Annotated in this window: 14 protein-coding genes; 7 read left to right on the top strand and 7 right to left on the bottom strand. The window is 69.4% G+C overall.

Annotation, left to right across the window (positions count from 1 at the left end; all coding sequences use genetic code 11):
- Positions 1-54: 54 nt before the first annotated feature.
- Both DL991_RS42070 and DL991_RS42065 read right to left on the bottom strand, forming a co-directional pair.
- A complete protein-coding gene (locus DL991_RS42070; protein ID WP_125789931.1) occupies positions 55-1,191 on the bottom strand; it encodes a glycosyltransferase family 1 protein in 1,137 nt (378 codons plus the stop codon).
- A 37-nt stretch (positions 1,192-1,228) separates the two neighbouring features.
- Complete coding sequence (locus DL991_RS42065) at positions 1,229-2,317, bottom strand: glycosyltransferase family 1 protein (RefSeq protein ID WP_125789930.1); 1,089 nt, start codon at positions 2,315-2,317, stop codon at positions 1,229-1,231.
- Positions 2,318-2,336: 19 nt separating this feature from the next.
- Between DL991_RS42065 and DL991_RS42060 the strand changes: the two genes are divergently transcribed.
- The 3 genes from DL991_RS42060 to DL991_RS42050 all read left to right on the top strand — a co-directional run bounded on the left by DL991_RS42060 (position 2,337) and on the right by DL991_RS42050 (position 7,057).
- Entirely contained in the window at positions 2,337-3,263 is a 927-nt protein-coding gene (locus DL991_RS42060; protein ID WP_125789927.1) for a glycosyltransferase family 2 protein, read from the top strand.
- A 199-nt stretch (positions 3,264-3,462) separates the two neighbouring features.
- A complete protein-coding gene (locus DL991_RS42055) occupies positions 3,463-5,976 on the top strand; it encodes a glycosyltransferase (protein ID WP_125789926.1) in 2,514 nt (837 codons plus the stop codon).
- Positions 5,969-7,057, top strand: coding sequence for a glycosyltransferase family 1 protein (locus DL991_RS42050; protein ID WP_125789925.1), 1,089 nt, complete (start codon positions 5,969-5,971; stop codon positions 7,055-7,057). Before DL991_RS42055 ends, DL991_RS42050 begins: the two co-directional genes overlap by 8 nt.
- Positions 7,058-7,360: 303 nt before the next feature.
- Here the strand turns inward: DL991_RS42050 and rfbD are convergent, their stop codons facing one another.
- Together rfbD and rfbB are read right to left on the bottom strand one after the other, a co-directional pair.
- Positions 7,361-8,242 carry a dTDP-4-dehydrorhamnose reductase gene (gene rfbD, locus DL991_RS42045; protein WP_125789929.1) on the bottom strand — a complete coding sequence of 294 codons (882 nt, stop codon included), beginning with the start codon at positions 8,240-8,242 and terminating at the stop codon, positions 7,361-7,363.
- Between the two features lie 4 nt (positions 8,243-8,246).
- On the bottom strand, positions 8,247-9,230 hold the full coding sequence (gene rfbB, locus DL991_RS42040; protein ID WP_125789924.1) for a dTDP-glucose 4,6-dehydratase: 984 nt from the start codon (positions 9,228-9,230) through the stop codon (positions 8,247-8,249).
- Positions 9,231-9,382: 152 nt separating this feature from the next.
- On the opposite strand from rfbB, the gene DL991_RS42035 reads away from it, so the two are divergent.
- The 3 genes from DL991_RS42035 (at position 9,383) to DL991_RS42025 (ending at position 13,048) form a co-directional block, all read left to right on the top strand.
- Positions 9,383-10,915, top strand: a complete 1,533-nt coding sequence (locus DL991_RS42035; RefSeq protein WP_125789923.1) for an LCP family protein — start codon at positions 9,383-9,385, stop codon at positions 10,913-10,915.
- Positions 10,916-11,004: 89 nt separating this feature from the next.
- Positions 11,005-12,330 carry an LCP family protein gene (locus DL991_RS42030; RefSeq protein ID WP_199754316.1) on the top strand — a complete coding sequence of 442 codons (1,326 nt, stop codon included), beginning with the start codon at positions 11,005-11,007 and terminating at the stop codon, positions 12,328-12,330.
- A 10-nt stretch (positions 12,331-12,340) separates the two neighbouring features.
- A complete protein-coding gene (locus DL991_RS42025) occupies positions 12,341-13,048 on the top strand; it encodes a TIGR03089 family protein (protein WP_125789922.1) in 708 nt (235 codons plus the stop codon).
- A 63-nt stretch (positions 13,049-13,111) separates the two neighbouring features.
- Here DL991_RS42025 and DL991_RS42020 read toward each other — a convergent pair whose 3' ends face one another.
- On the bottom strand, positions 13,112-13,537 hold the full coding sequence (locus tag DL991_RS42020; RefSeq protein WP_125789921.1) for a DoxX family protein: 426 nt from the start codon (positions 13,535-13,537) through the stop codon (positions 13,112-13,114).
- Between the two features lie 184 nt (positions 13,538-13,721).
- Here DL991_RS42020 and DL991_RS42015 point away from each other — a divergent pair, with 184 nt between their 5' ends.
- Positions 13,722-14,174: a hypothetical protein gene (locus tag DL991_RS42015; RefSeq protein ID WP_125789920.1), complete on the top strand. Its 453-nt coding sequence runs from the start codon at positions 13,722-13,724 to the stop codon at positions 14,172-14,174.
- Here DL991_RS42015 and DL991_RS42010 read toward each other — a convergent pair.
- Entirely contained in the window at positions 14,122-14,550 is a 429-nt protein-coding gene (locus tag DL991_RS42010; RefSeq protein ID WP_125789919.1) for a hypothetical protein, read from the bottom strand. The genes DL991_RS42015 and DL991_RS42010 overlap by 53 nt on opposite strands.
- A gap of 169 nt (positions 14,551-14,719) precedes the next feature.
- A complete protein-coding gene (locus DL991_RS42005) occupies positions 14,720-14,947 on the bottom strand; it encodes a hypothetical protein (protein ID WP_125789918.1) in 228 nt (75 codons plus the stop codon).
- Positions 14,948-15,061: the final 114 nt, after the last annotated feature.

Below are 15,061 nucleotides of genomic sequence, written 5' to 3'. Positions count from 1 at the left end.
GGGAGCACCGCCGGGGACGGGGGGGGGGGGGGGGCGGGGGGGGGGGGGGGAACCTCAGCCCGCCCGCCGCTGCGCATGCCGGTGCCAAGCCTTCGCGTAGGCCTCCCGGTGCCGCTCCGCGGTCGTCGCCCACGAGAACTCCTTCGCCCGCCGAAGCGCGGCTTCGGCCAGCTCGGCCCGCCTCGCGGGAGCGTCGAGCAGCTCCGAGATGGCCGCGGCGACGTCTCCGGCGCCGACTCCGCAGTAGGCGACCGCGTCGCCGCCGACCTCCGGCAGCGAAAGCCGCCGGGTCGTGAGCACGGCCGCGCCGCACGCCATCGCCTCCAGCACCGGCAGCCCGAATCCCTCACCGAGGCTCGGGTACGCGACCAGATCGGAGCCGCCGAGGAAGCCGGCGAGGGTGTCGAACGGCAGGTATCCGGCCCGGATCACGCGCAACCGATGCGGCACGGCGTCGAGGGCGCGTTCGACCTGCGAATCCCAGCCCGGTTGTCCGGCGAGCACCAGCGCCGGCGGGTTCGGCCTGCCGATCACGGCGTGTGCGAAGCCGCGGATCAGCGCGGGCACGTTCTTGCGCGGTTCGAGCGCGCCGAGGAAGGCGACGTACGGCGTCTTCCCCAGTCCGACGGCCTGCCGCGCGGCCTCGATCTCGGCGGGTGAGGGTGGATGGAACCGATCCGGTTCGACGCCGTGGTGGATGATCTCCAGTTCCGAGGTGCGCACCTGTCCGACGCGCTCGAGTTCGGCCGCCGTCGCGATGCTCGGCACGACGCACAGCGTCGCGCGGCGAAGCGCCGTCGCGGTCCAGGCGCGGAAGAAGCGCGCCTTCACCGAAGAGTGCAGGACGGCGTCGGTGAAGAAGGTCGCGTCGTGCAGCGTCACCACCGAAGCGGCCGGGCTGGCCAGCGGCATCGTGTAGTGCGGCGAGTGGACGACGTCGGCGGCGAGCCGCCGGACCAGCCGGGGCAGGGTCGCCTGCTCCCAGGTCAGCCGGGCCGTCCTGGTCGAAGTCGACGGCGAGGTCGGCACGATCCGCGCGCCGGGCGCCAGCCGGTCGTACAGCACCGCGTCCCGCGGCTGGCAGACGACGGTGATCCGCGCGCCGTCCTCGTCCAGCGCCGCGACCAGGGAATCCACGTAACGTCCGACGCCACCCCGGTCCGCGGGGACAGCGGTCGCGTCGATCAGCACGCGAGGGTCATCGGTCACCCTAGGAGGGTACGGCTGCTCACCGGCTCCGCGGTGGGGAACCGGGAAACTGATCGCGCTGGTGGAGGCCCCAAACGGCCGAAGCGGCGCGTTGCCAGGTGAACTCACTCGAACGGCTGAGACCACTGTCACGCAGCGCTGCCGCACGCTCCGGGTGGTCGAGTACGTCGCGAAGGGCATCCGCAAGCGCTTGCGCCTCGCCGACGGGGACGGTGACGCCCGCTCCCCCGGCCACCTCGACCAGGGCGGGGACGTCCGAATGCACCACCGGCACCCCGGCCGCCATCGCCTCGATCAGCGGCAGCCCGAAACCCTCCGCCCGGCTCGGCATCGCCAGCACCGACGCGCCCCGCAACGCGAACGCCAGTTCCGCGTCGCTCACCTTCCCCAGCAGCCGGACGTCCGCGCCGTGCTCGCGTGCCAGCGCCGCCGGATCGACCCCGCCCCAGCCTGGCTGACCGGCCAGCACCAGTGGCACCCCGACCCGGCCGGCGGCGTCGATCAGCACGTCGATGCCCTTGCGCGGCTCGATCGTCCCGATCGCGAGCACGTACCGCTCGGGCAGCGCGACCTCGGTGAACGCGGCGGGCGGCCGCACACCGTGCGGGATCACGTGCAGCGGAGCCGAAACCGGAACCAGCCCGGCGAGCTCGTCCGCAATCGCTTGCGTCGGAACGGTCAGCGCGGTCGCCCGCGCCGCCGCTCGCGCGATCATCGCCTTGTGCCACGCGACACCGCGCGGGGTCAGCGTCTCGGGATGCGTCCACGGCACGGTGTCGTGCACCGCGACCGACAGCGTCCGCCCCTTCGGCACGCGGGCGGGCGCGAGCGGCGTCGGCGCGTGGACCGCGTCGCCACCCGGCCACCACGGCAGGCCCAGCTGCCAAGCGGCGATCAGCGCCCGTGGCGGGATCGGCAGCTCACGCGGTCCTTCGACACCCTCGACGACCGCGGCCTCGATGTCGGCATGCCGTGCGACCACGCTCGACACCGTCCAGCCCGGCGGCGCGGTCTCGGCGAGCGCCCGCAGCAATTCGCCGGTGTAGCGGCCTGTCCCGCCGGGGACCGGCGCCAGCAGCTGCTCGGCGAGCACGACCAGTTCGGGCATGGTCTCTATTCTCTCTGGCATGCCCAGCACCACCGTCGTCGTGGTCACCTGGCGCGGCGCGGCGCACATCATCGCCTGCCTCGACGCCCTCGCCGCGCAGTCCCGCCCGCATCGAACCCTGGTCGTCGACAACGCCTCCGACGACGGGACGGCCGCTCTGCTCGCCGCACATCCGTCGAAGCCCGAGGTGCTCCGGCTGCGGCGCAACACCGGTTACGCGGGCGCCATGGCCGCCGCACTGGACAAAGTGGACACCCCGCTGATGGCGTGGCTGAACGACGACGCCGCGCCGACCCCGGACTGGCTCGCGACCTGCGAAGACACCCTCGCCAAGGCGCCGCTCGCCGCCGCCGTGAGCGCCCGCCTGACGCTGGCCGACGGGACCGTCCAGTCCACCGGCGTCCGCCTGACCGCCGACGGTCACGGCGCCGACCTGCCGGAACCCGCCGAAGAGGTCTTCGGTTTCTGCGGCGGCGCGGCCGTGCTGAACGTCGAGGCGCTCCGCTCCGTCGGCGGCGTCCCGGCGTCCTACTTCTGCTACTACGAGGACACCGACACCGCGTGGCGGCTCCGGCTGGCGGGCTGGGACGTCGTCGGCGCCGAAGCCGAGGTCACCCATCGGCATGGCGCGAGCACCCGACCGGGTTCGGTCCAGTTCCACCTGTGGAATGAACGCAACCGCCTGCTGACCCTCCTGCGGTGTGCTCCGCGTGAAGTCGCGCTCCGCCAGCTGCTGAAGTTCGCCGCCCTGACCGCGATACTCCCCCTTCGAGGGCTCCGTCACAACAAGAAGGCTGCGGCGCCGAACTTCCGTCCGAGCCTGCGGTGCCGGGTGCTGGGTGCCGTCGCCGCCCGCCTGCCGCGCACACTGCTCGAGCGGCGGGCCATCGGGCGGCGCGCGACACTCGGCCGAGGCGCGGTCTGGGACGCGTGGGCGGGCAATTAAGCTCTGACAGAAGACGGAGATGAAGGTTGAGTCCGAGAAGGGCCCTCACAGGAGCCCGCCCCGGCCGAAGGCCCCGCTTCGCGGTGGCAGGGCGCACCATCACCAGAGGTGGTGGGCAGGCGAACGAGCGCCCTGGCGACGCGAAGCGGTCGCGGGCTCTTCATTGACGCTGCCCCAATCGAGAGCAGGGAGTACGGCTTTGGCGCAGGGGGAAACGCAACCGGTCGTCTCGGTCATCGTGGTGAACTACCGGGGAGCCGCCGACACCGTCACCTGCCTGCGCGCACTCGCCGAACACGATTACCCGAACCTCGAAGTCATCTGCGTCGACAACGCCTCCGGCGGCTCCGACGTCGCCGAGATCAAGGCCGCCGCCCCGGGCGTCAAGCTCGTCGAGTCCCCGGTGAACTCCGGCTTCGCGGGCGGCTGCAACCTCGGCGCGGAGCACGCGACAGGCACCGTGCTCGCCTTCCTCAACAACGACGCCCGCCCTGCTCCCGGCTGGGTGGGCGCGGCCGTCGCCGAACTGCGCGCGCAGCCGACGGTCGCCGCGGTGGCCAGCAAGGTCCTCGACTGGGACGGCACCGGCACCGACTTCGTCGACGCGGGCCTGACCTGGTTCGGCATGGGCTACAAACGCCACGCGGGCAGCCCGCTGGCCGACGTCCCCGCCGCCGAACACGAGATCGCCAAGGACGTCCTGTTCGCGACCGGTTCGGCGATGTTCGTCCGCGCCGGGGTGTTCGCCGAACTCGGCGGGTTCGACGAGCGGTTCTTCATGTTCTACGAAGACGTCGACCTCGGCTGGCGGCTGAACCTGCGCGGCTGGCGCGTGCGCTACGTGCCGGATTCGCTGACCTACCACAAGCACCACGCCACCATGTCCACTGTGGACGCTCCGGACTCCGGCCGCGAGACGTTCCTGCTGGAACGCAACGCCTTGGCCGCGCTGTACAAGAACCTCTCCGACGAGACACTCTCGCGCGCGCTGCCCGCGGCGCTGGCGCTGGCCGTCCGCCGGGCGACCGCTCGCGGAGACCTCGACGCCACCCAGCTCGATCTCGCCAAGGGCGTCGGCCCGGCCGAAACCGGTCCGGTCGAAGTGCCGAGGACGACGTTGGCCGGCGTGCTGGCGATCGACCAGTTCGTCGAGCTGCTGCCGTCGCTGGCCGAGTCGCGCGCCGTCGAACAGGCCGCCCGCGTCCGCACAGACGCCGATCTGCTTCCCTTGCTGCGCAAGGCGTTGGAGCCCGCATATCCGCTGCCGCGCTATCTCGCCGCGCACGACATCCTGGTCGAGACGTTCGGCATCGACCCGCTCTTCGGGCAGCGTCGCAAGATCGCGGTGATCACCGGTGACGCGATCACCGAACGGATGGCGGGCCCGGCGATCCGCGCCTGGAACATCTCCGCGACCCTGGCCGCCGAACACGACGTCCACCTGGTGACGGTCAATCCGCTCGCCGATCCGCCGCCCGCGCCGTTCCGGGTCAGCGCGGCGACCCGGCGCGAGCTGGAGGCTCCGATCGCGTGGGCGGACATCATCGTCCTGCAGGGCCACGTGCTGGAACTCGCGCCCTCGCTCAAGAAGCAGTACGCGCACAAGATCGTGGTCGCGGATCTGTACGACCCGATGCACCTCGAACTGCTCGAACAGGGCAAGGGCGTTCCCGACGACAAACGCGCGCTCGACCTCATCGGGGTCACCAAGGTCCTCGACGCGCAGCTGGAACGCGGAGACTTCTTCCTCTGTGCCTCGGAGCGTCAGCGGCACTTCTGGCTGGGGCATCTCGCGGCGATGGGCAGGCTCTCGCCGCGGCTGTACGACGCGGACCCGACCACCCAGTCGCTGCTCTCCATCGTCCCGTTCGGCCTCTCGCCCAACGCGCCGGTCCGCACCGGCCCCGGCCTCCGGTCCACTTTGGACGGCATCGGCGAGACCGATCACGTCGTGCTGTGGGCGGGCGGGGTCTACAGCTGGTTCGACCCGCTCACGCTGGTACGGGCGATCGAGCAGCTGCGGCAGCGCCGCGGTGACGTCCGCCTGGTGTTCCTCGGGATGAAGCATCCCAACCCCGAGGTCACCGAGATGGACATCGGCGCGCGCACGATGCTGCTTTCCGACACGCTCGGGCTCACCGGCAAGCACGTGTTCTTCAACCAGCAGTGGGTGCCGTACGAGGAGCGCCAGAACTGGCTGCTCGACGCGAACTGCGGCGTCACCACGCACTACGAGCACGTCGAGACGACGTTCGCCTTCCGCACCCGCGTGTTGGACTACCTGTGGGCCGGGCTGCCGATCGTCACCACCGACGGTGACTCGTTCGCGGACCTGGTCCGCGAGGAACGGCTCGGCGTCGTCGTCCCCGCCGAGGACGTGGACGCGCTGGCCGACGCGCTGGAAAAGGCGTTGTACGACGAAGAATTCGCCGCGGGCTGCGTCGAGCGGATGGCCGCGGTCGCCCAGCGTTACGCCTGGCCGGAAGCCCTGAAGCCGTTGGTGGAGTTCTGCCGGAACCCGCGGCCCGCCGCGGACCGGCTGCCCGGCTCGGAGGACCTCGTGGTCACCGCACCGGTGCGGGGCAAGGAAATGCTGCGCCGCGACGTCGACCTGATCCGCGAATACCTCGCCGACGGCGGCCCGAAGGAACTCGTGCGGCGCGTCGGCGGCCGCGTGGTCAAGGTCGCCAAGCAAAGGCTCGGCCGTGGCTGACCGCCCCTTGCGCGTCCTGCTCGACGGGACCCCGCTTCTCGGTGCCAGGACGGGTATCGGCCGGTACACGGTCGCACTGTCCGAAGAGCTCGCGTCGATGTCCGAAGTGGACACTCGCGCGGTCGCGTTCACGCTGCGTGGCTGGCGGCGGCTGCGGCACGTGCTCCCGCACGGTGTCCGGGCCCGGGGCATGCCGGTGGCGGCGCGGTTGCTGCGGAAGGCGTGGCTGCGTTCGCAACTGCCGCCGGTGGAACTGTTCGCCGGACCGACTGATGTCGTGCACGGCACCAACTTCGTGTTGCCCGGCCGGTTCCGCGCGGCGGGTGTGGTGACCATCCACGACCTGGCCTTTTTGGACGCTCCCGAGGAACTCGCGCCGAGCGATCACGAACTGCCGCGCCTGGTCCGGCGCGGCGCCCGGCTCGCCGACGCGATCTGCACGCCCACCAACGCCGTCGCCGACCAGGTCGCCGAACGGCTCGACGTGGACCGCGGCAAGATCATCGTCACCCCGCTCGGCGTGAACCCGGCCTGGTTCACCGCCCGCCCGCCGGACAAGGAACGCCGCAAGGAACTCGGCCTTCCTGACAAGTACCTGCTCTTCGCCGGCGCCCCCGGACCCCGCAAGGGCCTGCACTGGCTCCGGCAGGCGCACGAGGCGGCGCCGGATCTGCCGGAACTGGTGTTCGTCGGCCCCGGCTCGTTCGCGGTGGGCTCACGTTCGCGACACGTGGGCTACCTGTCCGACGTGAACCTCCGCCGGGTCGTCGCCGGGGCCAGCGCGCTGGTACTGCCGTCGCGCGACGAGGGTTTCGGGCTCCCGGTGCTGGAAGCGATGGCGTCGGACGTGCCCGTGGTGTGCACGGACATCCCGGCGCTGCGCGAGGTCGCGGGGAACTGCGCGAGCCTGGTCCCCTACGAGGACGTCGACGGGCTCGTGGAGGCGCTGCGGATCGCCGTCAGCGACCCGCACGCCGTCGCCACTTCGGCCGCGCGCCGCGCCCACGTCGCGAACTTCACCTGGCGCGCCTGCGCCGAACTCACCGTCGCCGCGTACCGCCAGGCCAGCACGAAACACTGACCACAACAGCCCCACGCGTCACTCCAGAGCGAAGCAAGGGACCTTTAGTATCGCTAGCTTTCCTAGCGCCGCTAGCGATCTGGGCCCGTGTTGCGCCCCCAATCACGTGAGTTCGCCTCCTGATCACGCGAGTTCGCTCCTCAATCACGCGAGTTCGCCGCCCAATCACGCGTGGTCGACGTGCGGGAAAGGCGAACTCACGTGACCAGACGGCGAACTCGCGTGATTGAAGACGCAACTCGCGTGATTGGGCGGCGAACTCACGTGACCAGAGGCGAAGCGGCGCCAGGCGGCGAAGCGGCCTCAGGAAGCGAAGTAGGCCTTAAGCGCGTCAGACCAGCCCCGAAGCGGCGTGAGACCGGCCTCGCGCCACGAAGCGTTCGACAGCACGCCGTACGCCGGACGCGCCGCGGGACGCGGGAATTCCGCCGTCGTGCAGGGCTTCACCCGCGCCGGGTCCGCGCCGAGTTCCGCGAAGATCGCGCGCGCGAACCCGCACCACGTCGTCGACCCGCCGCCCGTGCAGTGCAGCACCCGTCGCGCAGGCCCGTCGCCGGCGGCAACGCGACCGGCCAGTTCCAGCAGCCCGGCGGCGAGATCGCGGGACCAGGTCGGCGAACCGGTCTGATCGTCCACTACGGACAGTTCGTCGCGTTCCTTTTCCAGGCGTGCCATGGTCTTCACGAAGTTCGCTCCGGTCTTGCCATACACCCACGACGTCCGCACGATCCAGGACCGGGCGCCCGACCCGAGAAGCGCGTCCTCCCCCGCCGCCTTCGTCCGGCCGTAGGCGTTGAGCGGCCCCAGCAGATCATCGGTCTCGTAAGGCGAAGTCGCGTCACCGGCGAACACGTAGTCCGTGGACACGTGGATGAGCGGCACTCCGCGCGACGAGCACGCCGCGGCGAGCACCCGGGGGCCGTCGGCGTTCACCGCGAACGCCCGCGCCTCATCGGTCTCCGCGGCGTCCACCGCGGTGTAGGCGGCCGCGTTGATCACCACCGGCGACTTCCCCGCCGCCCGCGCCCGGCCCGCCAGTTCGGTCACCGCGGCGACGACCTGCCCGGTGTCGCACACGTTCAACTCCGACGACGACGGCGTCGAGGCGTCGATGGAGTCCACAGCCAGCGCCGCGATGTCCTGCCCCAGCTGACCGGATCCGCCCGGTACGAGAATGCTCAGCACGTCGTCACTCTCCCGCACGGTTCTTCAGCGGCTCCCACCACGCCCGGTTTCCGCTGTACCACGCGACCGTGTCGGCCAGACCGTCCTCAAAGGACTTCCGCGGCGCGTACCCGAGCTCCCGCGAGATCTTGGTGATGTCGACGGAGTACCGGCGATCGTGCCCCTTGCGGTCCTCGACCGGCTCGACGCTCTCCCAGTCGGCGCCGACCGCGGTCAGCAGCCGCTCGGTCAGCTCGCGGTTCGTCAGTTCCGTGCCACCACCGATGTTGTAGACCTCGCCCGGCCTGCCGCCGTCGGCGACGAGCTGGATGCCGCGGCAGTGATCGTCCACGTGCAGCCAGTCACGCACGTTGAGCCCGTCGCCGTAGAGCGGGACCTTCTTGCCGTCGAGCAGGTTGGTCACGAAGAGCGGGATGACCTTCTCAGGGAACTGGTACGGACCGTAGTTGTTCGAGCACCTCGTGACACAGACTGGCAATCCGTGCGTACGGAAGAAGGAACGGGCCAGCAGATCGGAGGACGCCTTCGACGCCGAGTACGGCGAATTCGGCTCCAGCGCGTGGTCTTCGTCCCAGGATCCTTCGTCGATCGAGCCGTACACCTCGTCGGTGGACACGTGGACGAACTTCCCGACCTCGGCCTCGAGCGCGGCCTGCAGCAGGGTCTGCGTGCCGAGCACGTTGGTCAGCACGAAGTCGGCCGCGCCGGCGATCGAACGGTCCACATGGGACTCGGCGGCGAAGTGGACGACCAGGTCGATACCCCGCATCAGCTCGCTTACCAGGGCGGCGTCGCAGATGTCGCCCTTTTCGAACCGGTAGCGCGGGTTCTCGCGCACTGGCTCCAGGTTCGCTTCGTTGCCCGCGTAGGTCAGCTTGTCGAGCACGATCAGCTCGGCGTCGGCCAGGCTCGGGTACGCCCCTGTCAGCACCTGCCGGACGTAATGCGAACCGATGAACCCGGCACCCCCGGTGACCAGCACTCGCATGCCGCGATCCTCCCTTTACGACTTCCCTGACCGGCCGAGTGTGTCACGACCGGGGCAACCTTTCACCAGCCTACGGACGTCTAACACAGGGGTCAGTAGAGTTGTCGGCGAGGCACGCGGGTGCCCTGGGGAAGATTCGTGGAGGACCGCACGTGACCGAGTGGCCCGGGCCACCCATTCCGGCGCGCCGTGGCGGCGGTGTCGTGGTGTTCGCCCGCCGTGGGGTGAAGGTCGTGTTCAGCCTGGTCTCGATCACGATCCTGGCGCTGACCTGGTGGGGCTGGCAGTTCATCGGCGACCCGTCGAAGGGCTTCGCGACCACGAACATCTTCGAGGACAACGGCCACCCGCCCGCGAAGCCGCTGGACGGCGCGATCGACATCCTGCTCGTCGGCCAGGACAGCCGCACCGACGCGCAGGGAAACCCGCTGCCGCGCGAGGTCCTCGACATGCTGCACGCCGGTGTTTCCGAGGGCGAACGCCAGACCGACACGATGATCCTGGTGCACATCCCCCAGAACGGTAAGAAGGCGGTCGCGATCTCCTTCCCCCGCGACTCGTGGGTCGAGATCACCGGCGGTTTCGGCAAGCACAAGCTCAACAGCGCGTACGTGTACGCCTACAACGACACGTCGAAGACGCTGCAGCAGCAGGGCAACTCCGATCTCAAGGACGTCGACGCCAAGGCCAAGGACGCCGGCCGCAAGAACCTGATCGCGACGCTGGAGAAGTTCATCGGCAAGCCGAAGATGATCGACCGGTACGCCGAGGTGAACCTGTCGAGCTTCTACGAGATCACCAAGGCGATCGGCGGCGTCGAGGTCTGCCTCAACAACGCGGTCAAGGAGAAGAAGTCCGGCGTGGACCTGCCCGCCGGGAAGTCGACCGTCGAAGGCGTCCAGGCGCTCGCGTTCGTCCGCCAACGCTACGACCTGCAGAACGGCGACCTCGACCGGATCGCGCGGCAGCAGGCTTTCCTGTCGGGGCTGGCGAACAAGGTGCTCTCGTCCGACGTCCTGATCAACCCGGCGAAGATCGCGGACCTGATCGAAGCGGTGAAGAAGTCGGTCGTGCTGTCGGCCGGCTGGGATCTGCCGGAGTTCGCCGCCCAGATGCGTGGGCTGACCAGCGGAAACGTCGAGTTCCACACGATCCCGACGCAGGGCGACGCGACCATCGGCGGCGCCGCCGTGCTCCGGGTGGACCCGGCGCAGGTGCAGGCCGAAATCAGTCGCCTCACCGCCGACGGCGAGACGGCACCCACCTCGGCCCAGCCCACCCTGCCGGGCGCGGAAGCGGTGACCGTCGAACTCTTCGACGGGTCCGGCTCCCCCACGTTGGCCACCGAGACCCGGAATCTCTTGCAGGGCAAGGGTTTCAAACTCGCACCCGACACCAAGCTCAGCACCCGCAATTCGACGGTCATCCGGCACGCGCCGGGCGACGAAGCCGCGCTGGCTCTGATCAAGCAGGTCTTCGGCACCGCGGTGCAGGCCGAAGCGGACCGTGACGTCGCGCCCGGCAAGGTGCGGGTGCTGCTCGGCAAGGACTTCAAGGGTGCGACCACGACCACCGCCCCGTCGAAGACGTCGACTCCCTCGAAGCCGGCTCAGCCGCCCTCCAGCGCTCCGCCGGCGCCCACCACGACGCCGATCGTCGCGGGCAATGTGCCCTGCGTCAATTAATGTCCGGGTACTGAGCGTGGCCGACCTCACGGTGGCCTAGCCTTCTCCTACGATCGGACAAGCGGCAGCGCCAGGGGAGGTGAACAGGGATGGGCGACGAGGACAAGGGTGTCAACGAACGTTCTGAGCAGTTGGACGACGAAGAGCCGAAGTCCGAAGAGGACACCAAATCGGACACCGAGAGTGACGAGAAGCCCCGGTTCATCCCGACGCCGTACCCCCGGAATCCGCCGCTCCCCCAGCCGTCCGCCCCGGCCGAAGACGAAGACGAACCGGCCTCGGGTGTGCTCGCCGTACCCGAGCGCCCGCTGCGCCGCGCCGGCCGGATCACCCGCCGGATCGCGCTCGGCCTCGTATCGCTGCTCGCCCTCGGCACGACGGGTTACGCGTACGTCACCAAGGACCAGTTGCAGAACAACGTCCCCACGACGAACGCGCTGAGCAAGGCCGACGATCCCGCCGCACCGCCCGCCGACGACGGCGCGAACGACATCCTTCTCGTCGGCAGCGACGCGCGGACCGACGCGCAGGGCAATCCGCTGCCGCTCAGGGTGCTCAAGGAACTGCGTACCGAGGAGAAGCCGGGCGTCAACACCGACACCATCATCATCCTGCGCATCCCGAAGAACGGCGGGAAGCCGTCCGGTGTCTCGATCCCGCGCGACACCTGGACCGACATCCCCGGCCGTGGTCTCGGCAAGATCAACTCGGCGTATGGCTCCGCGAAGGCCGACTACGCGAACGCGCACCGCGGCGAAGGCGATCAGGCGAAACTCGAACGCGATTCCGATCAGGAAGGCCGCAAGGCACTGGTCCAGACCGTTCAGGATCTGACGAAGATCCGCATCGACCACTACGCCGAGGTCAACCTGCTCGGGTTCTACCTGCTGACCGAGGCGCTGGGCGGCGTCAAGGTCTGCCTGAACCACTCGACCGAGGACAAGGACTCCGGCGCGGACTTCCGGCGCGGCGAACAGACCGTGTCGGGCGGCGAGGCACTTTCGTTCGTGCGACAGCGGAAGAACCTGCCGCGCGGCGATCTCGACCGCATCGTGCGACAGCAGACGTTCCTGTCCTCGGCGCTGAACCAGGTGCTCTCGGCCGGCACGCTGACCAGCCCGTCGACGATGGCGGGCCTGATGGACGTCGTGCGCCGGTCGATCGTCCTGGACGAAGGGCTGGACCTGCTGGAGTTCGCGCAGCAGGCGAAGGGGATCGCGTCCGGCGACCTGACGTTCACGACCATCCCGGTGGTGAACATCAACGGTCGCAGCGCGGACGGTCAGAGCATCGTCGAGATCGACCCCGCCGCCGTGCGGACCTTCGTATCCGGCCTGGTGGGCCGGGGCGGTGGTGGCGGGGCCCCCGGTGCCGCTCCGCTGCTCGCCGCGTCGAGTGTTCCCTGCGTGAACTAGCGTTGGGGGCGTGAGCCTCACCGAACTGCTGCTGCGGCCCCTGCTCGGGTCGCCCGCGAAACCGCTGATCACGCACTACGACGACAAGCAGGGCAGCCGGGTCGAGCTGTCCGTGGCGACCACGGTGAACTGGGCCGCCAAAACGGCGAACTGGCTGGTCGACGAGTTCGACGTCGAGCCGGGAGACGAGGTCGCCGTCGTGCTGCCGTCGCACTGGCAGACCGCCGGTGTCCTGCTGGGCGCCTGGTGGTGCGGCGCCAGGGTGGTGACGGAGACCGCGGGCGCGCGGGTGGCGTTCGTCGCGCCGGGCGGCGAATCCGACGTGGCCGCGACGGCCGTCGTCTCGCTGCACCCGATGGGCCTCGGGCTGCCCGCCGGTTCCGTACCCGACGGGGCGGTGGACTACGTGACCGAAGCCAGGCTTTCGGGTGACCAGTTCAGCCCGCTGTTCCCCGTACCCGGCGACACTCCCGCACTGGGTTCGTCCACTGTGGACGAAGTTCTCGCCGAAGCTCGTTCCCGCGCTTCGGCGGCGGGCTTGTCCGCGGCGGACCGCGTTCTGTCCACTGTGGAATGGATTGGCGAGGAAGGGATTCTGTCGGGATTCCTGACGCCGCTCGCGGCCGGCGCGCATCTGGTCCAGGTCACCGACGCGGATCCGGCCAAACTCGCTTCCCGGCGCGAAGCCGAGCGGACGACCGCGGATCTCCCCTCCTGACGCGCTATGAAAGGACCTTTCCTTGCAAAATTTGCAAGGAAAGGTCCTTTCATAGCAACCGGGTCAGGCGTCCTGGAGCTGCTTCGCCTCACGCTTGCGTCCGAAGAGCACGTGGTCGAGCGACAGCTTGCCGGCGTTGAAGCCGAGCGCGAGCCCGGCGACCGCCAGGACGAGGACGAGTTCGTAACCGCCCTGGCCGGTGAGGCCGTTGTCGAGGTGCACCGAGAGCAGGGCGCCGACGGAGACCACGACGAAGCCGAGGCCCACCAGCGGCGTCAGGAAACCGACGATGAACAAGATCGCGCCCACGATCTCCACCGCGATCGCGAAGATCGCCGCGAGCGTCGGCAGCGGGATTCCGGTCTGCTCGAAGAACTTCGCGGTGCCGTCGATCCCGTTTTCCCACTTCTGCAGGCCGTGTGCGAGGAAGACCACACCGACACCGATCCGGCCGAGCAGGAGGGCGACATCCTTGAAACGAGCGAACATCGGGTATCAGCTTTCTGGTCGGTGAATATTCAACTTACCCGGATCACGGTAGGGCACCGGGCGCCTCCGATGGCACCTCCGGAGCGTGATCGACAGGTACCCGACAGGAAGCGGACCCGGTCGGCGGCATGTCCTCTGTGGAAGGCCGCGGATGTTATCTCCCCCGTACGGCAGAATCCCCTCCGTGGCGGACGAACGGCTGACCGGCCTGTGGTCGGACGAGATCCTGCATCCGGGCAGCACCGAAACCGTCGACTTGGTGTTCCGCCGCGACGGCACCGGATGGCTCTACTGGGCGAGCTGGAGCACCGAGTTCACGGTGTCCCGCTTCACTTGGTCGACGCCGGGCGAACTGGTCTTGAAGTTCCATCGGACCCTCGGGGGCACGTGGTCGATCGACAACGATGTCACACGGCACGACGTCGAGGCCGATGCGAAGGAAGAGTCGGTGTTCGAGACCGGCTACGCGATCGTGCCCGGCGAGGACCCGTACGGCACCCCGGTGACCCTGCTCTCGCTGGACCGCCCGATGACCGAGCACCTGGCGGGCTCGCGGTTCGCGTGGGTCGAGAAACCGGAATCGCTCAGCGATCCGTCCGCCGATGCTCCGCGGCCAGACCCGTCCAGCCCCCGCTGACGGCCAACACCTCGAGCACCCGCTCGGCCTGCTCGGCGAATCCGGCCAGATCGGCGTGCAGCAACGCTATCCGCTCGGCGTCGAGCGGGACCTCGTCGTCGGCCCACAGCTCGATCACCGTGCTCACGGTCCACACGAGGAACTGGATGATCCGGATGAACTCCTCCGACGGCTCGTCAACGGCCTCGCGGTACCCCGTCTCGATGTCGTCGCAGGCCGCGACCAGCTCACGCAGCGGCTTGACGACGTCGGCCGCCGTCCCGTCCCACGCTGCCGACGGCCACGTGCGATCCCCGAGTTCGAGCCACAACCGCCAGCCGGCGATCAGCTCGGCCTCGTCGTGCGGTGTCCACGACACCGGAGCGAACCAGAACATCCTTCGAGAGTGACACCGTGCGGCCATGATCGCCGTACTTCCGTGAAGCATCTCACCGAGGGGCGATCTCACCTGCGCATTTCGTCACCTGATCGCGAACCCGGAAGTACATGAAGGCCCTATTCCTTGCGCCTAACGCAAGGAATAGGGCCTTCATGTACTTGAGACGTCAGCCCTTGAGCAGGGCGCGCGCCATGACCATGCGCTGGATCTGGTTGGTGCCTTCGTAGATCTGGGTGATCTCTCGGCCGGTTTCGGCCCAACTGGCGATCTTGCCTGAAAACGGCCTCTGAGCTGCTGAAACGTCTCTCGGCAGTTCTCGGTGGATCTTGTCCCTACCCGACGTCTGACGGCCTGTAGACGGCCTGGCGAACCCTGCCCACACCTCTCCCTTCATCCCGATACGAAGCCAGCACGCGGCCGGTGGCATCGGGTCAAGGCACGCTTTCCAGCCTTGACGCGGTGTTACCGGCCGTTGTCACGATCAGGCGTCGGGATGGAGGGGATCGAC

The sequence above is a fragment of the Amycolatopsis sp. WAC 01375 genome (assembly GCF_003947325.1).
Taxonomy (GTDB): Bacteria; Actinomycetota; Actinomycetes; order Mycobacteriales; family Pseudonocardiaceae; genus Amycolatopsis.
Note: the sequence above shows the minus strand (reverse complement) of the source record. Positions and strands in the feature narration are given on the sequence as shown.